Origin of the sequence: Variovorax sp. Varisp85 (genome assembly GCF_047304045.1) — a bacterium.
Lineage (GTDB): Bacteria > Pseudomonadota > Gammaproteobacteria > Burkholderiales > Burkholderiaceae_C > Variovorax.
Genome location: NZ_JBGLYN010000020.1, coordinates 51204 through 72406, shown reverse-complemented (window position 1 = coordinate 72406; position 21203 = coordinate 51204). Strand labels below are relative to the sequence as shown.

The following is a 21203-nucleotide window of genomic DNA, read 5'->3' as shown; positions in this document are numbered from 1 at the left end:
ATCGCCCAAGGGGACAACCAGATGAATCCTGCGCCCACCGCCGCGCAACCGGGCACGGCCGCCCACGCCTCCTCCGCCTCTTCCTCCAAGTTCGCCACTGTCCTGCGCGTGACCGGCGGCAACTTCATGGAGATGTTCGACTTCTTCCTGTTCGGCTTCTACGCCACGCAGATCTCGAAGGCGTTCTTCCCCGCGGGCAACGAGTTCGCCTCGCTGATGCTCACGTTCATGACCTTCGGCGCGGGCTTCCTGATGCGGCCGCTGGGCGCGATCTTTCTCGGTGCGTACGTCGACCGCGTCGGCCGCCGCCAGGGCCTGATCGTCACGCTCGCGCTGATGGCCGTCGGCACGCTGCTGATCGCCTGCGTACCTTCCTACGCCACCATCGGCCTCGTCGCGCCGCTGCTGGTGCTGGTCGGCCGGCTGCTGCAGGGCTTCTCGGCCGGCGTGGAGTTGGGCGGCGTGTCGGTGTACCTGTCGGAAATGGCCACGCCGGGCCGCAAGGGCTTCTACGTGAGCTGGCAGTCGGCCAGCCAACAGGTGGCCATCGTCGTGGCGGCTGCGCTCGGCTACTGGCTCAACGTGACCTTCACGCCGCAGGAGATCGGCGACTTCTACTGGCGCATTCCGTTCTTCGTGGGCTGCCTGATCGTGCCGGCGCTGTTCATCATCCGCCGCTCGCTGCAGGAGACCGAGGAGTTCATGGCGCGCAAGCACCGGCCCGACGCGCGCGAGATCTTCCAGTCGATGATCGCCAACTGGGGCCTCGTGCTCGCCGGGATGATGCTGGTGTCGATGACCACCGTGTCGTTCTACCTGATCACCGTCTACACGCCCACCTTCGGCAAGGCCGTGCTGCACCTGAGCACGACCGACGCGCTGATCGTCACGCTGTGCGTGGCCATTTCCAACTTCATCTGGCTGCCGATCATGGGCTCGCTGTCGGACCGCGTGGGCCGCAAGCCGCTGCTGATCCTGTTCACGGTGCTGACCATCCTGACCGCGTACCCGTCGCTCAAGTGGCTGGTCGGCGCGCCGAGTTTTGTACGCATGCTCGAGGTCGAGCTGTGGCTGTCGTTCCTCTACGCGAGCTACAACGGCGCGATGGTCGTGGCGCTCACCGAGGTGATGCCGGTGAACGTGCGCACCGCCGGCTTCTCGCTCGCGTACAGCCTGGCGACGGCGCTGTTCGGCGGCTTCACGCCGGCGATCGCGACAGGGCTGATCGAGATGACCGGCGACAAGGGCGCGCCGGGGCTGTGGATGACGGCCGCCGCGGTGTGCGGGCTGATTGCGACGCTGCTGCTGTACCGGCGCAACGTGGACCCGGCCGATGCGCGGCGCGTGCCGGTGGTCTGAGCGCATCGATAGGCGATAGGCCGGGCTGCGGGGAGCCGGGACACACCCCTGCGACAATCGCGGAATGCCTTTCGCCCCCCTGCAAAACGACACCTTCCTGCGAGCCTGCTGGCGCCAGGCCACCGACCACACACCCGTCTGGCTCATGCGCCAGGCCGGCCGCTACCTGCCGGAGTACGTCGCCACGCGCGCCAAGGCGGGCAGCTTCATGGGGCTGGCGACCAACACCGACTACGCCACCGAGGTCACGCTGCAGCCGCTGGCGCGCTACCCGCTGGACGCGGCCATCCTGTTCTCCGACATCCTGACGGTGCCCGACGCGATGGGCCTGGGCCTGTCGTTCGAGGCCGGCGAGGGCCCGCGCTTCGCGCACCCGGTGCGCGACGAGGCGGCCGTCGCCGCGCTCGAAGTGCCCGACATGGACAAGCTGCGCTACGTGTTCGATGCCGTGGCCTCGATCCGCAAGGCGCTGGACGGCCGCGTGCCGCTGATCGGCTTCTCGGGCAGCCCGTGGACGCTGGCCTGCTACATGGTGGAAGGCGCGGGTTCCAGCGACTACCGCCTCGTGAAGAGCATGCTCTACGGACGCCCCGACCTCATGCACCGCCTGCTGGCCGTGAATGCCGACTCGGTGGCCGCCTACCTCAACGCCCAGATCGACGCCGGCGCGCAGGCCGTGATGGTGTTCGACAGCTGGGGCGGCGTGCTGGCCGACGGCGCGTTCCAGGAATTCAGCCTCGCCTACACAGCCCGCGTGCTGGCCGGCCTCAAACGCACCGGCGCCGACGGCCAGCCCGTGCCGCGCATCGTGTTCACCAAGGGCGGTGGCCTGTGGCTCGACGCCATGCGCGAGCTCGACTGCGAAGTGCTCGGCGTCGACTGGACCGTGAACCTCGCCACCGCGCGCAGGCAGATCGCTGAAGGCACCGACGGCAAGGCCAAGGCGCTGCAGGGCAACATCGACCCCAACGTGCTGTTCGCGCCGCCCGCGCAGATCGAGGCCGAGGTGGCGAAGGTGCTGAACGCCTTCGGCAAGCCCCATGCCGACCGCAACGCCAAGGGCCCGACCCACATCTTCAACCTGGGCCATGGCATCAGCCAGTTCACGCCTCCGGAGCATGTGGCGGCGCTGGTGCAGGCGGTGCACGCCCAGTCGCGCGCGCTGCGCAGTTGAAGTCGTCACCCGAGGCGGGCCGGCGATGGCGCCAGGCCTGCCCGAAAGTGGGTTCGCAGCCGTTTGTCAAGCACAAAAACGGTCTATCAGCGCTGACTTATGCACAAAACAGGTGTTGCACCGCGCAAGATTATCTGAGTGGCCTCTTTCTTTGCTCCTAAAGAAATAGCGAATCTAAGTTGTTGATTTATATAGGATTTGAACTTTGCTTTTTTTCCGGGCATTCCAGCCAGAGCCTTGATTTTCAAGGCCTCGCAGCGAGTCGAGCCCGCTTGTCAACAAAGTTATCCACAGAAACTCTGGATGGGCCTCAAAGCCCAGACAAATCAACGACTTAAGCGCTTTTGCTCAAAGTCGCATTAACAAACCTTTCCAAGAAGGACCGCTCATCTCCACAGCCGGCTCACCCCTCGGCGGGGCTCACCAGACGACGGACGGCGCTTCGCCGGCCCTGCCGTGGCGGCTCGACATCGCGGTGCAGACGCCCGCGCATGCCGCGCTCGGCGACCTGCTGAGCTACGCCGGCACCGAGCCGCTGGTGCCGGGCACGCTGGTGCGGGTGCCGCTGGGCAAGCGCGAGGTGCTGGGCGTGGTCTGGAACGAGCCGGTTTCGCTGGTGGGCGCCGAGCCCGACATGGCGCTGAAGCCCGTGGGCGCGGCGCTCGACGCACTGGCCCCGCTGGGCGAGGCCTGGCGCGACCTGGTGGCCTTTGCCGCGCGCTACTACCAGCGCTCGATCGGCGAGATCGCGCTGGCCGCGCTGCCGCCGCAGCTGCGCGACCTGTCGACCGCGCAGCTGGCGCGCCGGCTCAAGCGCAGGACAGCGGCCGGGCCGGTGGCCGAGACGGCCGAATCCGCCAACCTGATCGCGCTGAGCGCGGAGCAGACCGCCGCGCTGGCGCGCATCGAGGCAGAAACGGGCACCTTCCTGCTGGTCGGCAGCACCGGCAGCGGCAAGACCGAGGTCTACCTGCGCTGCGTAGCCGACCTGCTCGCGCGCGACCCCGAGGCGCAGGCGCTGGTGATGGTGCCCGAGATCAACCTCACACCGCAGCTCGAAGCCCGCTTCAAGGCCCGCTTCGGCGACGAGGCCGTGGTGTCGCTGCACAGCGGCATGACGAATCCGCAGCGGCTCGCGAGCTGGCTGGCGGCGCACGGCGGCGCGGCGCGCATCGTGCTGGGCACGCGCATGGCGGTGTTCGCGTCGATCCCGGGGCTGAAGCTCATCGTGGTCGACGAGGAGCACGACCCGAGCTACAAGCAGCAGGAAGGCGCGCGCTATTCGGCGCGCGACCTCGCCGTGTGGCGCGGCCAGCGCGAGAAGGCCAAGGTGATCCTGGGCTCGGCCACGCCCTCGCTCGAGAGCTGGCACCAGAGCCGGCCCGCCGAGGGCGACGACCCGGGCGGGCGCTACGTGCGGCTGGCCATGCCCTCGCGCATCGGCGCCGGTGAGCTGCCCGCCGTGCGGCTCGTCGACATGAACCTGCAGCCGCCGAAAACGGTGATTTCCGCCGCGCTGCTCGACGCCATCGGCCAGCGCATCGCGCGCGGCGAGCAGAGCATGATCTTCCTGAACCGGCGCGGCTATGCGCCGGTGCTGGCCTGCGGCGACTGCGGCTGGAAGAGCGAGTGCCCGCACTGCAGCGCCTACCGCGTGTTCCACAAGATCGACCGCACGCTGCGCTGCCACCACTGCGGCTTCACCGAGCGCGTGCCGCGCGCCTGCCCGGCCTGCGGCAACCCCGACATCGCGCCTGTGGGCCGCGGCACGGAACGGCTCGAAGAACACCTGGCCGAGCTGTTCGCAGGCGTGAAGCACCCGGACGGCAGTGCGGTGCGCATCGCGCGCATCGACGCCGACAGCACAAAGAAACAGGGCGCGCTCGAATCGCAGCTCGCGGCCGTTCACGCGGGCGAGGTCGACGTGCTGGTCGGCACGCAGATGATCGCCAAGGGCCACGACTTCCGCCGCATCACGCTGGTGGCCGCGGTGAACCCCGACGGTGCGCTGTTCTCCAGCGACTTCCGCGCGCCTGAGCGGCTGTTCAGCCTGCTGATGCAGTCGGCCGGCCGCGCAGGCCGCGACGCCGCCTACCTCGCCGCGCAAGGCGCCAAGGCCGAGATGTGGATCCAGACGCACCATGCGCAGCACCCGCTGTTCATGGCGCTGCGCAGGCACGACTACGCCAGCTTCGCGCAGCAGCAGCTCGACGAGCGCCGCGCCGCCGGCATGCCGCCGTTCGCGTTCCAGGCGCTGCTGCGGGCCGACGCGCGCGAGCAGCCGGTGGCGCAGGGCTTCCTGAACACGGCCGCGGACAAGGCCGAGGCGCTGCCGGGTGCCGAGCTCGTCACGCGCTACCCGGCCGTGCCGCTGGCGATCCAGCGCGTGGCGAACGTGGAGCGTGCGCAGATGCTGATCGAAAGCCCCTCGCGGGCGGCGCTGCAGCGCCTGCTGGCCGCCTGGCAGCCGCTGTTGCACGAACTGCGGCGCACGCCCGAGGGCAAGGGCGTGATCCGCTGGCTGGTCGACGTCGACCCGCACAGCATCTGAACCTGGAACGCCAGCGACCCTGAAGCCGCGGTTTCAGTGGTGGCCGACGGGCTCCTTGCCCATGTCGACGTAGCGCAGCTCGCCATGCCTGCGCCGCACGATGCTCCCGGGCCACGCGAACACCACGAGGCTCAGCGCGGCGAGCGCTATCGCGGTGGCGGTGCCGAACCTGTCGGCATGCCAGAACCAGCCGACCACGAAGAGCCAGGCCAACCACAGCAGGATGCGAGAAAGAATTGCCATCGCGCGCTCCATTCACATCTTTGACTTGCAAACACTGTAGCAGCTCATCTGCAAACTCAAGTATTCATCTGAAGTGATAGCGATAGCTATGCCTTACGGCCTGCCTCGGCCTACCCGAAAATTTGTGAAAAAAGAGTTGACGCCATACCCCGGCGCTGGCCAAGCTGTCACAGCGCCAGCCCCCCGCGGGGACCGTGTTCCAAGCAAGCTCGCTCGTCGCAAAGGCAAGGGTCGCCGTGAAACCGTCGTCTTTCTCTGTTTGGGTCCTCTCGCTCGCTTCGAGCCTCGCCTGCATCGCGGGCGTGCCTTCGGCTTGCGCGGCCGAACTGGAGGTGCAGGGCAGCCGGCTGTTGGTGTCGGGCATGCTCGACGGCACCGCCATCAAGGAATTCACCGAGCAGCTGGCCAGCGGCACGGTGCATGTCGTGGTCTTCAAGGATTCGTTCGGCGGCACCGCCGAAGCGGCCGGCGCCTTTGCCGACGCCATCCGTGCGAGCGGCGTGCAGACCGAGGTTCGCGGCCAGTGCATGGCGGCCTGTGCCTATGCCTTCCTGGCGGGCAGGACGCACCGCTTCGGCTACGGCCCGCAGGTCAACGGCATCCTGCTGCCGGTGGCGGCGCGGCCCACGGCTGCCGAGCTCGCGGTGCGCTGGCGCGGCGACGAAACCCACAAGACGCTCGCCGACTTCACGCCGACCGCCGGGTCGGCGGCCAAGCCGGTGGAAGCGAGCGCCCCGCCGCCCAAGGACAACTGGCAGCCCGACCACGGCGTGCTCTTCACCGCCAGTCCCACGCTCTTCGGGCGTGTCTACAACACCTACTACTGCGACGGCACGCAGGGCCGCGACTTCTCGAAGTGCGAGCGCCTCGCCGATGCCGATCCGTACAAGCTCGGCGTGCTGACCCCGTAGCGCGCGCGCCGCGAGCGGAAAGCCGAAGAAGGCAGTCCCCCGTCGTCCACTGGACGACGCGGGCGATGCGGCCGCGCTCGGCGCAAAGAAAGGGAAAGTAACAAGGACTACAGGCGGCACCGGTCCGCTGTCGCCGGGCCGCTCCAGGGCTGCATGGGGGTGTCCGGGCTATAACCCCGCAAAGGCCGGCCCCGTATCATTGCCCGCTTTGCGCCAGCCGTTCCCCACGGCCTTCTTCGCGGCCTTCCCGGTTCTTTTTCTCCCATGTCTCACGGTCTCAATCTCGCGCAACAAGAAGCGGTCAACTACATGCATGGTCCCTGCCTGGTGCTTGCCGGTGCGGGCTCGGGCAAGACGCGGGTGATCACGCACAAGATCGGCCGGCTGATCCAGTCGGGCATCGAGCCGCAGCGCATCGCGGCCATCACCTTCACGAACAAGGCGGCCGCCGAGATGCGCGAGCGCGCGAAGGACTTGATCGGCAAGGACGCGCGCAAGGTCGTGGTCTGCACCTTCCACGCGCTGGGCGTGCGCATGATGCGCGAGGACGGCGCGGTGCTCGGCCTGAAGAAGGCCTTCAGCATCCTCGATTCCGACGACGTCACCAAGATCCTGAAGGACGCCGGCGGCACCACCGATGCGGCCACCGCGCGCATCTGGCAGTGGACCATCAGCAAGTGGAAGAACATGGGCCTGAACGCCGCGCAGGCCGAAGCCCAGGCTGCCGACGACAACGAGCGCATCACCGCGAAGATCATGGCGCGCTACGAAGAGCGCCTCGCGGCCTACCAGAGCGTGGACTTCGACGACCTGATCGGCATGCCGCTCAAGCTGCTCTACGAATTTCCCGAGGTGCGCGCCAAGTGGCAGGCCGCGCTCGGCCACATCCTGGTGGACGAATACCAGGACACCAACGCCACGCAGTACGAAGTGCTCAAGGCCCTGGCCGGCGAGCGCGGCCACTTCACCGCCGTGGGCGACGACGACCAGTCGATCTACGGATGGCGCGGCGCCACGCTCGACAACCTGCGCAAGCTGCCGGTCGACTACCCCACGCTCAAGGTCATCAAGCTGGAGCAGAACTACCGCTCCACCAGCGCCATCCTGCGCGCGGCCAACAACGTGATCGGCCCCAACCCCAAGCTGTTTCCGAAGACGCTGTTCTCCGAGCTCGGCGAAGGCGAGCCGGTGCGCATCGTCGATGCCGACAGCGAAGTGCACGAGGCCGAGCGCGCGGTGGCGCGCATCGTCAGCATCCGCGCGGGCGACGTCATCGCGCAGGGCAAGCAGTACAAGGAGTTCCGCGACTTCGCGATCCTGTACCGCGCCAACCACCAGGCGCGCGTGTTCGAGCAGGCGCTGCGCAAGGCGCAGATTCCGTACAAGGTGTCGGGCGGCCAGAGCTTCTTCGACCGCGCCGAGATCAAGGACCTGTGCGGCTGGTTCCGCCTCTGGGTCAACAACGACGACGACCCCGCGTTCCTGCGCGCCATCACCACGCCCAAGCGCGGCATCGGCCACACCACGCTGGCGAGCCTGGGCACCTTCGCGAGCCAGTACAAGCTGAGCCTGTTCGAGGCGCTGTTCAGCCCCTCGCTGCCGAGCGTGATGCCCAAGCGCACGCTCGAAGGCATCCACGAGTTCGGCCGCTACATCAACGACCTGGAATACCGCGCGCGCCGCACCATGGGCGCCGAAGACTCGCGCACCTTCATGCTCGACTGGCTGAAGGAGATCGACTACGAGAAGCACCTCTACGACGGCGAGGACAGCGAGGCCGCCGCGGCCTCGCGCTGGACCAACGTGCTGGAGTTCGTCGACTGGATGTCGCAGCGCGCCGGCGGCACGCTCGACGATGCCTCGGGCGCCAACGACAACGTCGAGACCGAGCGCAAGAGCCTGCTCGAAGTGGCGCAGACCATCTCGCTGCTGTCGACCATCAGCGAGCGCGAGCAGGACCAGGACGTGGTCACGCTCTCGACGCTGCACGCCTCCAAGGGCCTCGAATGGCCGCACGTGATGCTGATCGGCGTGACCGAGGGCCTGCTGCCCTTCAAGCTCGAAGACGACAACGGCCGCCAGAAGGTGGTGAGCGACGACACGCTGCAGCGCCTGCAGGAAGAGCGCCGCCTGATGTACGTGGGCATCACGCGCGCGCAGCGCAGCCTGGCCGTGAGCTGGACCAAGAAGCGCAAGCAGGGCCGCGAGATGGTGCCCTGCGTGCCGAGCCGCTTCATCGCCGAGATGGGCCTCGACAAGACAACCATCAAGGAAGACCCGCGCGAGAAACTCAAGGCGCTGCGCGCCGAGTTCGCGCGCAAGGCACAGGACAACGCGGCGAAGGCGGCGGCAGCGTCATGAAGGCGAACAGCTTTTCCGCGCTGCTGGCCGGCGCCGTTCTTCTTTCGTTGTCGGGCTGCGCCTCCATGCGGGGCAGCGCCGACTGCCCCGCCGACGCGCGCGACCTGCCGCTGCAATCGCTCTACGGCCGCTGGGATGCGCACTTCGACGGCCTGCCGGCCGTGGCCGCCGTGCAGCTCGGAAAGCACCCCGACTACGACGGCGTGCGCGGAACCATCACACGCCACGGCGCCAACCCTGCGAAAGCCGCGGTCGCGCAGCTCGCGGGCGACGTGGACGACGAAGGCGCGCTCTCCATCGATGAATCACAGGACGGCCGCGCCATCAGCGCCGTCTGGTCGGGCAAGCTGCAGGCCGGCTCGTGCGGGCGCGAATTCAGGGGCACGTGGCGCAACGCCGCGGACGAGAGCACGCACCCGTTCGTGCTCAGCAAGACAGTCGCGCAGGAAGGAAAGCAATGACGACGACACGACGACAACCTCACTTCAACCTGGCCGCGCTCGCGGCCGTGGCCGCCTGCCTCGGCGGCGGCGCCACGGCGCACGCACAAGCCGTGGACAAGCCCGCGAGTCCGCTGGCCGACGCCCAGCTCACCTGGCAGCAGTGCGCCGCACTCGGTGCCAACAACGAGGCGCGCCTGGCCTGCTTCGACCGCTGGTCGCAGCAGCAGACGCTGCCCTCGGTGTCGGTTCCCGCCGCGCCGCCCGTGCTGGCGAACACCCAGCCGCCGGTGGACGCCTCGATCCCGGCCACGCGCGTCGTCTCGGTCGCCACCACCGAAGGCTGCCGCGACCGCCAGTACTCGGTGCTCTCGCGCTTCTGGGAACTGGAGGAGGCCACCGATTGCGGCACCTTCGGCTTCCGCGGCTACCGCCCGCTCAACGTGTCGGTCTCGGCCGCCACCAAGAAACCCGAGACGCCGACCTCGCCCTCGGCCGGCCACACCGCCGATCCGGTGGCCTACCAGGCCAACGAAATGCGCATCGGCCTGTCGGTGCGCACCAAGCTCGCCCAGGGCATGCTCACGCAGAACGATCCGGCCAACAGGAAAGATTCGCTGTGGTTCGCCTACAGCCAGCAGTCGACGTGGCAGCTGTTCAACGGCGCCATCTCGCGGCCCTTCCGCACCACCGACCACGAACCCGAGCTGATGTACGTCTACCCGACCGACTTCAAGCTGCCCGGGGGCTGGCGCTGGCGCTATTCGGGCCTTGGCATCGTGCACCAGTCGAACGGCCAGACCCTGCCGCTGTCGCGCAGCTGGAACCGCGTCTACCTGATGGGCGGCGCCGAGCTCGACGACCGCTTCACCATCACCGGGCGTATCTGGAAGCGCGTTTCCGAGAGCGCCGCCAAGGACGACAACCCCGACATCTCCGACTACATCGGCCGCGCCGAGCTCACCGGCCGCTGGAACCTCAACCGCGACAACCAGCTCGCCGTGACCGTGCGCAACAACCTGCGCGACAGCGGCCGCGGCTCGGTGCGCCTCGAATGGCTCAAGGCCATCGGCGACCCGACCAAGAGCAACCTGCGCTTCCACACGCAGCTGTTCTCGGGCTATGGCGATACGCTGGTGGACTACAACCGCAAGCGGACCGTCCTGAGCATCGGCCTGAGCCTCGTGGATTTTTAAGCTCGCCCCCAGGCTTCGCGCGCTTCGTGTCGCTTCGCCCCCTGCCGGGGGCAACACCTGCGGCCCGGCAAAGCCGGTTCCGCGGTGTTCCACTGAAAGAATGCAAGGAAGAATCGCCGTATGAATCAGGACCTCACTCCCGTCGACGACACGCAGCGCGAGATCATCGCCGCGCTGCACGTCGCGCCCGTCTTCGATGCCGCCCGCGAACTGGAACGGCGCGTCGACTTTCTCGCCGGCTACCTGAAGCAGACCGGCCTGAAGACGCTGGTGCTGGGCATCAGCGGCGGCGTCGATTCGCTGACTGCCGGCTGCCTCGCGCAGCGCGCCGTCGAAAAGCTGCGCGCCACAGGCTACGACGCCACCTTCATCGCGATGCGCCTGCCCTACGGCGTGCAGAAGGACGAAGCCGAGGCGCAGGCCTCGCTCGCAGTGATGAAGCCCGACCGCACCATCACCGTCGACATCCGCCCCGCCGCCGACGGCATGCTCGCGGCGCTGAAGGCCGGCGACCTGGCGTTCCGCGATGCGGCGCACGAAGACTTCGTGCTCGGCAACATCAAGGCGCGCCAGCGCATGATCGCGCAGTTCGCGGTGGCCGGCGCGCACGACGGCATCGTCATCGGCACCGACCACGCGGCCGAGGCGCTGATGGGCTTCTTCACCAAGTTCGGCGACGGCGCGGCCGACATCACGCCGCTCACGGGTCTCAACAAGCGCCGCGTGCGCGCGGTGGCGCAACTGCTGGGCGCGTCCGACGCGCTGGTCTACAAAGTGCCGACCGCCGACCTCGAATCGCTGGTGCCGGGCAAGCCCGACGAAGACGCCTTCGGCGTCACCTACGAGCAGATCGACGACTTCCTCGAAGGCAAGCCGGTGTCGGCCGAAGCCCGCCGGATCATTCTTGCGACGCACCGCAGGAGCGCGCACAAGCGCGCGCTGCCTGTCGAACCCTTCTGACGGCGGCCGTGCTACCGGTCAGGCCGCGGGCTTGAATTCGTCCACCGTCAGGCCGAGCTTGCGCACCTTGTCGTGCAGCGTCTGGCGCGCGATGCCGAGCGCGGCGGCCGTGGCGGGCTGGTCGCCGTGCTGCCGCCGCAGCTCCTCGACGATCACCGCGCGTTCGAACGATTCCACCTGCTGCGGCAGCCCGCGCGGCAAGGTCGGCACGCCGTCGGCGCCGTTGCCGCCGCGCGTCTGCGTCAGGCGCTCGCCGAGCAGGCCCAGCACGAAGCGGTCGGCCACGTTGCGCAGCTCGCGCACGTTGCCGGGCCAGGCGTAGGCCATCAGGTCGGCCAGCTGCGCGTTGCTCAGCAGCGGCGCGGGGCGCTCGTAGCGGCTCGCGGCCTGCAGCGTGAAGTGCTCGAACAGCAGCGGGATGTCCTCGCGCCGCTCGCGCAGCGGCGGCAGCTCGATGAAGGCGACGCCCAGGCGGTAGTACAGGTCGGCCCTGAACTTCTGCTGGTCGCTCATGGCCTTCAGGTCGTCCTTGCTCGCGGCCACCACGCGGCAATCGAAGGGAATGGTCTTGTTGGAGCCGATGCGCTCGATGCTGCGCTCCTGCAGCGCGCGCAGCAGCTTGATCTGCACAGCCATCGGCATGCTCTCGATCTCGTCGAGGAACAGCGTACCGCCGCTGGCGTATTCGAACTTGCCCACGCGCACGCGGTTGGCGCCGGTGAAGGCGCCGGCCTCGTGGCCAAACAGCTCGCTCTCGGCCAGCGACTCCGGCAGGCCGCCGCAATTGAGCGGCACGAAATGCTGACGGCGGCGCGCGCTGTGGTCGTGCAGGCATCGCGCCACCAGCTCCTTGCCGGTGCCGGTCTCGCCGTAGACCAGCACGTCGGCCGAGGTCTCGGCCAGCGTCTTCACGGTCTGGCGCACCTGCTGCATCTGCGCCGAACGGCCGATCAGCACCGACTGGATGCCCTGCCAGTTTTCCAGCGCGTCGCGCAGCGCGCGCACCTGCAGGCTGAGCTGCCGGCGCTCGATGGCGTGGCGCACGATGGCCACCAGCCGCTCGGAGCTGAAAGGCTTCTCGATGAAGTCGTAGGCACCCTCGCGCATGGCCTGCACGGCCATCGCGATGTGGCCGTGGCCTGTGACCAGGATCACGGGCAGCTCGGCATCGACGTTGCGCAGCTCGGGCAGCCACTCGGTGCCGCTCAGGCCCGGCAGTCGCACATCGCTGACCACGACGGCCGGCACGCCGAAGCCGATGTGCGGGCGCGCGCGCTCGGCGCTCGCGAAGGATTCGACCTCGAAACCGGCCAGGGTCAGCACCTGGGTCGTGCTGATGCGGACGTCTTCGTCGTCCTCGACCAGCAGCACCCGGACGGCAGGGGCTTCGCTCACTTGGGGGTCACTCCTGTTGTGCAGTGGAAAGGGGGGGTGAATGAGAGGGTACGGGCGGGTTGTGGATCACGGCAATGGCGGCGGGCAGGTCGATGACGAAGCATGCGCCGCCGCCATCCAGGTTGGCCGCGCGCAGCGTGCCGTCCATGGCGCGCACCAATTGTGCCGAGATCACGAGCCCCAGGCCCAGCCCGGAACCCGCGGCCTTGCCGGTGACGAAGGGTTCGAACAGGCGCGGCAGGATATCGGGGCGAATGCCCGGGCCGGTGTCGGTCACCGAAAGGAGCACGCGCCCCTCCTTCGGCCGCGCTTCCAGCCGCAGCGTGCGCAGCGGCGCGTCCTGCATGGCGTCGATGGCGTTGCGCATCAGGTTGGCGAGCACGCTGCCCAGCGCGGCGTCCTCGGCCATGGCGCTCAGCGCCGCGGGCTGCACGTCGACCTCGATGGCCACGCGCTGCTTCTTTGCGGCGTCGGCGACGATCGCCTGCGCTTCGGCGATCGCCTGCGACAGCGGCACCGGCGCCAGCGGCACCTCGCCCTTGTAGGCGAAGGTGCGCAGCTGCGAGGTCAGGCGCGCGAGCCGGTCGACCATGTTGCGGATGCGCTGAAGGTTGCCGCGCACGTCGTCGATGCGGTTCTTGTCGAGCAGGATGACGGCGCTTTCCGACAGCGTGCGCATGGCCGTGAGCGGCTGGTTGAGCTCGTGCACCACGCCGGCCGACATCTGGCCCAGCGCGGCCATCTTGCCGGCATGCACCAGCTCGCCCTGCGCCGCGCGCAGCTGCGCGGTGCGCGCCACCACGGTCGATTCGAGCGTGTCGTGCGCCGCCTGCAGCGCAGCCTGGCTGGCCAGCTTCTGGCGCACCGCGCGGCGGCGCTGCCACAGCGCGACGGCCACCAGCAGCAGCACCGCCATCGCCAGGCTGGCGGTGATCGCCGCGTAGCGTGCCGCCGTGCGCAGCGGCGCGAGGTCGTCGAGCACCACCAGCTGCCACGGTGCGCCGCGCAGGATGCGCGCCGACGCGAGCTGGTCCACGCCGTCGAGCGAGATCACCTGCACGTCGCGGTCCAGCGCCTCCTTCTGCGTCCACTGCAGCGGCTGCAGGCTGGCCTCGCCGTAGGGGCGCGAGCGCAGCACCTCGGCGCGCTGCAGCGCATCGAGCGGCAGCAGCGGGCGAAACTTGAGGTCTTCGCGGGTGGAAAGGATCACCACGCCGCGCTGGTCGATCAGCGCCACGTCGCCGGGCAGCTTGCGCCAGGCGCGCTCGGCCTCCTCGAGGTTGATCTTGACGGCCACCACCCCGCGCGAGGACTGGCCGCGGCGCAGCGCATACGACAGGTAGTAGCCCGGCTTCTTGCTGGTGATGCCCACCCCGTAGAAGCGGCCCCGGCCCTGCCCCAGCGCGTCGATCACGTAGGGCCGGAACGACAGGTCCTGGCCGACGGTGGTGCCGGGCTTGTCCCAGTCGGACGCGGCCAGCGAGGTGCCGGAGGCGTCGAGCACGTAGAGCATCTCGGCGCCGGCCGTGGCGTTGACGCCGTCGAGGTAGCGGTTGACCGCGTCGCGCAGGCGCGTGTCCGACGGCGTGCCGAGCAGCTCCGGCACGACGGGCGTCATCTCCAGCAGCGCGGGCAGGTAGTCGAAGCGGGCGAGGTCGGCGTCGAGCCCGGTCGCGAGCATGTCGAGCCGGTGCTCGGCCGCCTCGCGCAGGCGCGCCAGGCCGGCCTGCATGGCGATCTGCTGGCCGGCGAAGGCGGCCACGGCCACCAGCGCCAGCGCGCCACACCAGCGCGGCAGAGCGCGCCATCCCCTCGTGTGGTCGAAAGGTCCATCGAAATGCAGGCCCGGCTCCCTTGAAATCATGGGAGCGTTATTGCACAAGGCCGGGCCGTCCGCATCGGTGGCAGCCCGATGGCCCCTGGCGGGGCCGAAGGCAGGGTCAGGCCTGCCGTGCCTGGCCGGCGGTCATGTGCGCCTGGGCGGCGTCGAGCACGCGCTCGGGCTCGTCGGCTTCGGCGGTGCTTTCCTGGTTCAGATGCTGGTGCATGCGCACGGTGTCGAGGTCGCCGGTCCACTTCGCGACGACCAGCGTGGCCACGCCGTTGCCGATCAGGTTGGTCAGCGCGCGGGCTTCCGACATGAAGCGGTCGATGCCCAGGATCAGCGCGAGGCCCGCCACCGGCACATGGCCCACGGCCGACAGCGTGGCCGCCAGCACGATGAAGCCGCTGCCCGTGACGCCGGCCGCGCCCTTCGAGGTGAGCAGCAGCACGGCCAGCAGCGTGAGCTGCTGCGTGAGCGTCATGTCGGTGTTGGTGGCCTGCGCGATGAACACGGCCGCCATCGTCAGGTAGATCGAGGTGCCGTCGAGGTTGAACGAGTAGCCCGTGGGCACCACCAGCCCGACCACCGACTTCTTCGCACCCAGGTTCTCCAGCTTGGCCATCATGCGCGGCAGCACCGATTCGCTCGACGACGTGCCCAGCACGATCAGCAGCTCTTCCTTGATGTACTTGATGAACTTCCAGATGCTGAAGCCGTGGAAGCGCGCGATGAGCCCCAGCACGACGAAGATGAAGAACAGGCAGGTGGCGTAGAAGGTGGCCATCAGCTGGCCCAGCTGCAGCAGCGAGCTCACGCCGTACTTGCCGATGGTGAATGCCATCGCACCGAAGGCGCCGATGGGCGCGAGCTTCATGATGTAGCCGACGATCACGAAGAGCACGTGCGAGCCCTTCTCGATCACGTCGAACACCAGCGTGCCACGCCCGCCGAAGCGGTGCAGCGCGAAGCCGAACAGCACAGCGATCAGCAGCACCTGCAGGATCTCGCCCTTGGCGAAGGCATCGACCAGCGTGCTCGGGATGATGTTGAGCAGGAAGTCGACCGTGCTGGTCATCTTGCCCGGGCCGGTGTAGGCCGCGATGCCCTTGGTGTCGAGCTGGCTCACGTCGACGTTCATGCCCGCGCCGGGCCGCACGAGGTTGATGATGACGAGGCCCACCACCAGCGCGACGCTGCTCACGATCTCGAAATACAGCAGCGCCAGCCCGCCGGTCTTGCCTACCTTCTTCATGTCCTCCATGCCGGCGATGCCCACCACCACCGTGCAGAAGATGATCGGCGCGATGATCATCTTGATCAGCTTGATGAAGCCGTCGCCCAGCGGCTTCATCGACGCGCCGGTGTCGGGGTAGAAATGCCCCAGCAGCACACCGAGCACGATGGCGGTGATGACCTGGAAGTACAGGGACTTGTAGAAGGGTTTGGGTGCGGTGGGATGTTCCATGGGGGTGCTCATCGGTTTGTCTCCAATTCGTGGCCAGGCTCCGTAGCGGGGCGCACGGCCGGCCTTGTGATTGAGCAATCGACATGCCACCGCCAACGGCGCGTCGACTGCGCGCCAAGTCCTTGATTTGATGGACCTTTTCGCGAACGGTCGAACGGCGCCCCGCCGTCGATCCGGATGGCGCAGGCAGGGCCCGTCCGATCTGCCGGATCGACATCTCGGGGAAAACCCTAGGCCCGGGACGGTGTCAGACTCGGTTCCATGAACGACACCGCGCAGCCGCCAGCGGCCACGGACGGCGCCTCGAAGCGCATCGCGCTCACCGTGGCGGCCGCCTTCTTCATGGAGACGCTGGACGCCACCATCATCGTCACCGCGCTGCCGGCCATCGGCGCCGGCTTCGGCATGGGCGCGCTCGACGCGAGCCTGGGCGTCACCGTCTACCTGATCGCGATGGCGGCGCTGGTGCCGGCGGCGGGCTGGTGCGCCGGGCGCTTCGGGGCGCGGCGGGTGTTCGCGCTCGCGGTCGGCGCCTTCACCTCGGCCTCGCTCGCCTGCGGGCTCGCGCCCACCTTCGAGGTGTTCGTCGCGGCGCGCGTGCTGCAGGGCGCGGCGGCTGCCTTCATGTCGCCGGTGGGCCGGCTCGTGGTGCTGCGCGAGACGCCGAAGCACCGGCTGATCGAGGCCATCGGCACCATCACCTGGCCGGGGCTCATCGCGCCGGTGATCGGCCCGCCGCTGGGCGGGCTCATCGCCACGCATGCATCGTGGCGCTGGATCTTCCTGCTGAACGTGCCGCTGGGCCTCGCGGGGCTGTGGCTGATCATGCGGCTGTTTCCGCGCCGCACCGACGCGGCTCCGGCGCGCTTCGATGCGGCCGGCTTCGTGCTCACCGCCGTCGCGCTGGCCGCGCTGGTCGAAGGCCTCACGCGCCTGGGCGGGCCGCAGCCGGGCTCGCCCACCACCCTCGGCCTGCTGGCCCTGGGCGCCGTGGCGGCTGCCGCCGCGGTGCGCCATGCGCGACGGACGGCGGCGCCCCTGCTCGACCTGCGCGCGCTGGCGGTGCCGACCTATGCGCTGGCCACCGCGACGGCCGGCTTCGTCTCGCGTGTCGCGATCAATGCCTCGCCCTTCCTGCTGCCGCTGATGTTCCAGATCGGCTTCGGCATGAACGCGTTCCAGGCCGGCTCCATGCTGCTGGTGTACATGGGCGGCAACCTCGTGATGAAGAGCGCCACCACGGCGGTGCTGCGGCGCTTCGGCTTTCGCAGGGTGCTGACGGTGAACGGCGCGATCTGCGCCGCCACGCTGTTCGGCTGCGGGCTGCTGTCGCCGGGCGACCCGCTGCCGTGGGTGTGCGTGCTGCTCGTCGCGGCGGGCATGGCGCGCTCGATGAACTTCACCGCGGTCAACACGCTGGCCTTTGCCGACGTGCCCGACGAATCGCGCGCCGGCGCGAGCACGCTCGGCACGATGCTGCAGCAGGTGTCGCTCGCGCTCGGCGTGGCGCTGGGCGCGATGGTGCTCGGCGCATCGCAGGCGCTGCGCGGCGCGCCGGCCGTGCAGCTCGCGGACTTCCACCATGCCTGGTACGTGGTCGGCCTGCTGATGGCCATCGCGACGCTGATGACGCTGCGGCTCGATCGCCAGGCCGGCATGGCGGTATCGCACAGGCGATGAACGCTACAGCCGTGGACGCGCCCGATCTTCCATTCACCCGTTCAGGAGAAGTTGTCATGCCATTGCATATCGGTGTGGTCGGTTGCTCGGCCGAAGGCGCCGCGCTCTGCTACCGCACGCTCTGCGTTGAAGGCGCCTCGCACCTTGGCGCGGCCCACGCGCACCCGGAGGTGTCGATGCATACCCACTCGCTCGCCGCGTATGTGGACTGCCTCGACCGCGGCGACCTGGACGGCGTCGCGCAGCTGATGCTGTCCTCGGCGGGCAAGCTGGCGGCGGCCGGTGCGGATTTCCTGGTCTGCCCCGACAACACGATCCACCAGGCGATGCACCTTGTGCTGCCGCGCTCGCCGCTGCCATGGCTGCACATCGCCGAGGTGGTCGCGGCGCAGGCGCTGTCGCGGGGCTTTCGCCGCGTGGGCGTGCTGGGCACGCGCTGGCTGGTCGACAGCGAGGTCTACCCGCAGGCGCTGTCGGCCGCCGGGCTGGACGCCGTGCGGCCGGATGCCGGCGAACGCGCCGAGCTCGGCCGCATCATCATGGACGAGCTGGTGTGCGGCGTGTTCCGGCCGGAATCCACGGCCGCGCTGCAGCGGATGATCGAAAACCTGAAGGCGCGCGGCTGCGATGCCGTGGCGCTGGGCTGCACCGAGCTGCCGCTGGTGCTGAGCGACGGCAACTCCGCGCTGCCGACGCTCGACTCGACGCGCCTGCTGGCACGCGCAGCGCTGCGGCGCGCGACAGCCGGCTGAGAGGCGCTGCCGCCTACTTGCGCACCTTGTCGATCTCGGCCATCAGCTCCTTCACGGTGGCCTCGCCGACCGAGGCCGAGTACTTGTCGATCACCGGCTTGACCTTCGCGCGCAGCTTCGCCATTTCCTCGGGCGGCAACTCCGACACGGTCATGCCCGCCTTCTTCAGCGCATCGAGTGCACTGTCGGCGGCGCCGCGCGAGGCCTGGCGCTGGAACGCGGTCGATTCGGCCGACGCCTCGGTGATGATCTTCTTCTCGTCCGCGCTCATGCCGTCCCAGGTCTTCTTGCTGATCAGCAGCGCCTGCGGGTTGTAGATATGCCGGGTCTGCGTGATGTACTTCTGCACCTCGGCGAACTTGGACGACAGGATGGTGGTGTTCGGGTTCTCCTGCCCGTCGACCGCCTTCTGGTCGAGCGCCGGGTACAGCTCGGGGAACGGCAGCGGCGTGGCATTGGCGCCCAGCGCGCTGAACAGGTCGATGTAGATCGGCGACTGGATCACACGGATCTTCAGCCCCGCGATGTCGTCGGCCTTCACGACCGGCCGCCTGCTGTTGGTGAGATTGCGAAAGCCCAGGTCCCAGTAGCCCAGGCCGTGCAGGCCCTTGTCTTCGAGCTTGGCCATCAGCTTCTGGCCGAAGGGCCCGTCGGTGACGGCATCGGCCTCCTTGCCGCTGTTGAACAGAAACGGAAAGTCGTAGGCCGCGAACTCCTTCACCTGCGCCGAGAGAATGCCGGCGTTGAGCACCGTGAGTTCCACCGTGCCGCCCTGCAGCGCCGACACGGTCTGCAGGTCGCCGCCGAGCGCGCCGCCCGCGAACAGCTTGACGGTGATCTTGCCACCCGACTTGGCTGCCACGAGGTCGGCGAACTTCTGCGCGCCTTGCGCCTGCGGATGGCCGGTCTGGTTCTGGAATGCGAACTTGAGCGTGCGCTCCTTGACCTGCGCGCCGGCGCTGCACACGGCGAACACCGCAACGGCAGCAACCAGCATTTTTAGAATCGAACGCTTCTTCATGGTGAATATCTCCTTGTAGTTGTCTATCCGTGGAACAGCCTGGCCGGCCCCGTCACCAGCCACGGGAACAGCACCATCAGGAACATGACGGCGAACTCGGCAATCATGAAAGGCACCACGCCGCGCGTGACGTCGTCCATCGATATCTTCCCGACGCCGGCCACCACGTTGAGCACCGTGCCCACCGGCGGTGTCACCAGCCCGATCGAGTTGTTGATGATGAAGAGCACGCCGAAGTACACGGGGTCGATGCCTGCGGCCTTCACGATGGGCATCAGCACGGGCGTGAGAATCAGGATGGTCGGTGTCATGTCCATCGCGGTGCCCACGACCATCACGAGCACCATGATCGCGAACATCAGCAGGATCTGGTTGCCCATGAAGGGCTGCAGCAAGCCGACCACCTTCGACGGCAGGTCGGCCACGGTGATGAGCCATGCGCTCACCATGGCCGCGGCGATCAGAAACATCACGATGGCACTGGTCTTGGCCGCGCCCACGAACACCGCGTAGAGGTCTTTCCAGCTCAGCTCGCGGTAGACCACGATCGACACGAAGAGCGCGTAGGCGGCGGCCACCACGGCCGCCTCGGTGGGCGTGAACACGCCCATGCGCAGGCCCACGAGGATGATCACCGGCAGCATCAGCGCCCACAGCGCCTTGCGGAACGCGGTGAATATCTCGGCGCCCGACTTGCGCGGCGGCGGCACGATCTTCTCGCGGCGCACCAGCCATGCCCAGGTGATCCACAGCGCACCGCCGATCAGGAGCCCCGGCACGATGGCCGCAAGGAACAGCTTGGAGATCGACACGTTGGCGGCCACGCCGAAGATCACGAGCCCAATGCTCGGCGGTATCACGGGCCCGATGACGCCGGTTGCCGCGATGAGCCCGCCCGCGCGCGCCTTGTCGTGGCCCGCCTTGACCATCATGGGCAGCAGCAGCGCGGTGAGCGCGGCCGCGTCGGCCACAGCGGAGCCTGAAAGCGCGGAGAGCAGGCAGCCAGCCATGATGGTCACGTAGCCCAGGCCGCCCTTCACGTGGCCAACCACCGCGAGCGCGAAGTCGACGATGCGCTTGGAGAGGCCGCCTACGTTCATGATCTCGCCGGCCAGCATGAAGAAGGGTACGGCCAGCAGCGGAAAGCTGTCTGCGCCGCCGATCACGTTCTGCGCAAGGATCTGCGCGTCGAACAGGTCGAGATGCCACATCAGCGCAACGCCGCTGGCCAACAGGGAGAACGCAATGGGAATGCCCATCGCCATGGCGACGAGCAGTGAGCCGACGAAGACGAAGATGGTCATTTGCGCGGCCCCTGTTGTGGATCGCCTTGCGAACCGAGGATCTGCTGCAGCTGCACCGCTTCTTCGGACTCCTGCACCATCACGAGATCGCTTTCGGCAATGCGCCCGGTGAGCAGGCGCAGCAGATCGAGCGCGAGGATGAATGCAGCCAGCACCGAGAACACCACGCCCGACAGGTACACCACCGCCATCGATGCGCCGGTGACCGGCGCCGTCACGTCCCAGTTGATGCGCGCCTGCACCACGCTGCCCTGGAACAGCAGCCACACGATGTAGAGCATCACCGCATGTCCCACCGCGAGGCAGATCTTCTTGCCGATGGGCGGCAGCTTCTGCACCACCATGTCGACGCCCAGGTGGCCGTGCTCCTTCAGCGCGACGACCGCGCCGAGAAAAGTCATCCAGATGAAGAGCCAGCGCGAGACCTCTTCGGACACCGTGATGCCCGAGTTGAAGCCGTAGCGCAGCACCACGTTGCCGAAGACCAGCACGACCATGACCGCGAGCGCGGCCGCGATCACGGCTTCGATGCCGGCGCAGCATCGGTCGATCCATCGATTCATGGG

General features: G+C 68.4%; 17 protein-coding genes. 10 read left to right on the top strand and 7 right to left on the bottom strand.

All coding sequences use genetic code 11. The features are described 5' to 3' along the window. Positions 1-21: 21 nt before the first annotated feature. The 3 genes from ACCC97_RS10860 to priA all read left to right on the top strand — a co-directional run bounded on the left by ACCC97_RS10860 (position 22) and on the right by priA (position 5084). A complete protein-coding gene (locus ACCC97_RS10860; RefSeq protein ID WP_007838887.1) occupies positions 22-1359 on the top strand; it encodes an MFS transporter in 1338 nt (445 codons plus the stop codon). A 64-nt stretch (positions 1360-1423) separates the two neighbouring features. Further along, the gene (gene hemE / locus ACCC97_RS10855; protein ID WP_413332768.1) at positions 1424-2533 is read left to right on the top strand and encodes a uroporphyrinogen decarboxylase; all 1110 of its coding nucleotides are present in this window, start codon (positions 1424-1426) and stop codon (positions 2531-2533) included. 475 nt (positions 2534-3008) lie between these two features. After that, positions 3009-5084 (top strand): primosomal protein N', encoded by a 2076-nt coding sequence (gene priA / locus ACCC97_RS10850; protein WP_413332767.1) that lies wholly within the window; start codon positions 3009-3011, stop codon positions 5082-5084. Positions 5085-5117: 33 nt separating this feature from the next. Here priA and ACCC97_RS10845 read toward each other — a convergent pair whose 3' ends face one another. Then, positions 5118-5327, bottom strand: a complete 210-nt coding sequence (locus tag ACCC97_RS10845; RefSeq protein ID WP_007838881.1) for a hypothetical protein — start codon at positions 5325-5327, stop codon at positions 5118-5120. Positions 5328-5563: 236 nt separating this feature from the next. On the opposite strand from ACCC97_RS10845, the gene ACCC97_RS10840 reads away from it, so the two are divergent. The 5 genes from ACCC97_RS10840 (at position 5564) to nadE (ending at position 11195) form a co-directional block, all read left to right on the top strand. After that, on the top strand, positions 5564-6238 hold the full coding sequence (locus ACCC97_RS10840) for a hypothetical protein (protein WP_413313593.1): 675 nt from the start codon (positions 5564-5566) through the stop codon (positions 6236-6238). 264 nt (positions 6239-6502) lie between these two features. Further along, positions 6503-8599, top strand: a complete 2097-nt coding sequence (locus tag ACCC97_RS10835) for an ATP-dependent helicase (RefSeq protein ID WP_007838879.1) — start codon at positions 6503-6505, stop codon at positions 8597-8599. Beyond that, positions 8596-9060 carry a hypothetical protein gene (locus ACCC97_RS10830; protein WP_413332765.1) on the top strand — a complete coding sequence of 155 codons (465 nt, stop codon included), beginning with the start codon at positions 8596-8598 and terminating at the stop codon, positions 9058-9060. The genes ACCC97_RS10835 and ACCC97_RS10830 overlap by 4 nt, the downstream gene beginning before the upstream one ends. Continuing rightward, the gene (locus ACCC97_RS10825; RefSeq protein WP_413332764.1) at positions 9057-10235 is read left to right on the top strand and encodes a phospholipase A; all 1179 of its coding nucleotides are present in this window, start codon (positions 9057-9059) and stop codon (positions 10233-10235) included. Before ACCC97_RS10830 ends, ACCC97_RS10825 begins: the two co-directional genes overlap by 4 nt. 120 nt (positions 10236-10355) lie before the next feature. Then, on the top strand, positions 10356-11195 hold the full coding sequence (gene nadE / locus ACCC97_RS10820) for an ammonia-dependent NAD(+) synthetase (RefSeq protein WP_007838875.1): 840 nt from the start codon (positions 10356-10358) through the stop codon (positions 11193-11195). An 18-nt stretch (positions 11196-11213) separates the two neighbouring features. On the opposite strand, the gene ACCC97_RS10815 is transcribed toward nadE, so the two are convergent. The 3 genes from ACCC97_RS10815 to ACCC97_RS10805 all read right to left on the bottom strand — a co-directional run bounded on the left by ACCC97_RS10815 (position 11214) and on the right by ACCC97_RS10805 (position 15880). Further along, positions 11214-12590 (bottom strand): sigma-54-dependent transcriptional regulator, encoded by a 1377-nt coding sequence (locus tag ACCC97_RS10815; protein ID WP_413332762.1) that lies wholly within the window; start codon positions 12588-12590, stop codon positions 11214-11216. A gap of 7 nt (positions 12591-12597) precedes the next feature. Next, on the bottom strand, positions 12598-14454 hold the full coding sequence (locus tag ACCC97_RS10810) for a sensor histidine kinase (protein ID WP_413332760.1): 1857 nt from the start codon (positions 14452-14454) through the stop codon (positions 12598-12600). Between the two features lie 76 nt (positions 14455-14530). Then, a complete protein-coding gene (locus ACCC97_RS10805; RefSeq protein WP_413332758.1) occupies positions 14531-15880 on the bottom strand; it encodes a dicarboxylate/amino acid:cation symporter in 1350 nt (449 codons plus the stop codon). Between the two features lie 261 nt (positions 15881-16141). Here ACCC97_RS10805 and ACCC97_RS10800 point away from each other — a divergent pair, with 261 nt between their 5' ends. Further along, positions 16142-17560, top strand: coding sequence for an MFS transporter (locus ACCC97_RS10800; RefSeq protein ID WP_007831131.1), 1419 nt, complete (start codon positions 16142-16144; stop codon positions 17558-17560). Positions 17561-17616: 56 nt separating this feature from the next. After that, positions 17617-18312, top strand: coding sequence for an aspartate/glutamate racemase family protein (locus ACCC97_RS10795; protein ID WP_413332756.1), 696 nt, complete (start codon positions 17617-17619; stop codon positions 18310-18312). A 13-nt stretch (positions 18313-18325) separates the two neighbouring features. Here the strand turns inward: ACCC97_RS10795 and ACCC97_RS10790 are convergent, their stop codons facing one another. The 3 genes from ACCC97_RS10790 to ACCC97_RS10780 are packed head-to-tail and all read right to left on the bottom strand — an operon-like array spanning position 18326 to position 21200. Further along, on the bottom strand, positions 18326-19333 hold the full coding sequence (locus tag ACCC97_RS10790) for a TRAP transporter substrate-binding protein (RefSeq protein WP_413332755.1): 1008 nt from the start codon (positions 19331-19333) through the stop codon (positions 18326-18328). Positions 19334-19356: 23 nt separating this feature from the next. Beyond that, a complete protein-coding gene (locus ACCC97_RS10785) occupies positions 19357-20637 on the bottom strand; it encodes a TRAP transporter large permease (protein ID WP_413332753.1) in 1281 nt (426 codons plus the stop codon). Continuing rightward, a complete protein-coding gene (locus ACCC97_RS10780; RefSeq protein WP_413332751.1) occupies positions 20634-21200 on the bottom strand; it encodes a TRAP transporter small permease in 567 nt (188 codons plus the stop codon). The genes ACCC97_RS10785 and ACCC97_RS10780 overlap by 4 nt, the downstream gene beginning before the upstream one ends. Between the last annotated feature and the right edge of the window lie 3 nt (positions 21201-21203).

What these genes read in the sequence shown, in the direction of transcription:
- ACCC97_RS10860 (WP_007838887.1), top strand. Translation starts at nt 22, where the DNA reads ATGAATCCTGCGCCCACCGCCGCGCAACCGGGCACGGCCGCCCACGCC.
- hemE (WP_413332768.1), top strand. Translation starts at nt 1,424, where the DNA reads ATGCCTTTCGCCCCCCTGCAAAACGACACCTTCCTGCGAGCCTGCTGG.
- ACCC97_RS10845 (WP_007838881.1), bottom strand. Translation starts at nt 5,327, where the DNA reads ATGGCAATTCTTTCTCGCATCCTGCTGTGGTTGGCCTGGCTCTTCGTG.
- ACCC97_RS10835 (WP_007838879.1), top strand. Translation starts at nt 6,503, where the DNA reads ATGTCTCACGGTCTCAATCTCGCGCAACAAGAAGCGGTCAACTACATG.
- ACCC97_RS10830 (WP_413332765.1), top strand. Translation starts at nt 8,596, where the DNA reads ATGAAGGCGAACAGCTTTTCCGCGCTGCTGGCCGGCGCCGTTCTTCTT.
- ACCC97_RS10825 (WP_413332764.1), top strand. Translation starts at nt 9,057, where the DNA reads ATGACGACGACACGACGACAACCTCACTTCAACCTGGCCGCGCTCGCG.
- nadE (WP_007838875.1), top strand. Translation starts at nt 10,356, where the DNA reads ATGAATCAGGACCTCACTCCCGTCGACGACACGCAGCGCGAGATCATC.
- ACCC97_RS10810 (WP_413332760.1), bottom strand. Translation starts at nt 14,454, where the DNA reads ATGATTTCAAGGGAGCCGGGCCTGCATTTCGATGGACCTTTCGACCAC.
- ACCC97_RS10805 (WP_413332758.1), bottom strand. Translation starts at nt 15,880, where the DNA reads ATGGAACATCCCACCGCACCCAAACCCTTCTACAAGTCCCTGTACTTC.
- ACCC97_RS10800 (WP_007831131.1), top strand. Translation starts at nt 16,142, where the DNA reads ATGAACGACACCGCGCAGCCGCCAGCGGCCACGGACGGCGCCTCGAAG.
- ACCC97_RS10795 (WP_413332756.1), top strand. Translation starts at nt 17,617, where the DNA reads ATGCCATTGCATATCGGTGTGGTCGGTTGCTCGGCCGAAGGCGCCGCG.
- ACCC97_RS10790 (WP_413332755.1), bottom strand. Translation starts at nt 19,333, where the DNA reads ATGAAGAAGCGTTCGATTCTAAAAATGCTGGTTGCTGCCGTTGCGGTG.
- ACCC97_RS10785 (WP_413332753.1), bottom strand. Translation starts at nt 20,637, where the DNA reads ATGACCATCTTCGTCTTCGTCGGCTCACTGCTCGTCGCCATGGCGATG.
- ACCC97_RS10780 (WP_413332751.1), bottom strand. Translation starts at nt 21,200, where the DNA reads ATGAATCGATGGATCGACCGATGCTGCGCCGGCATCGAAGCCGTGATC.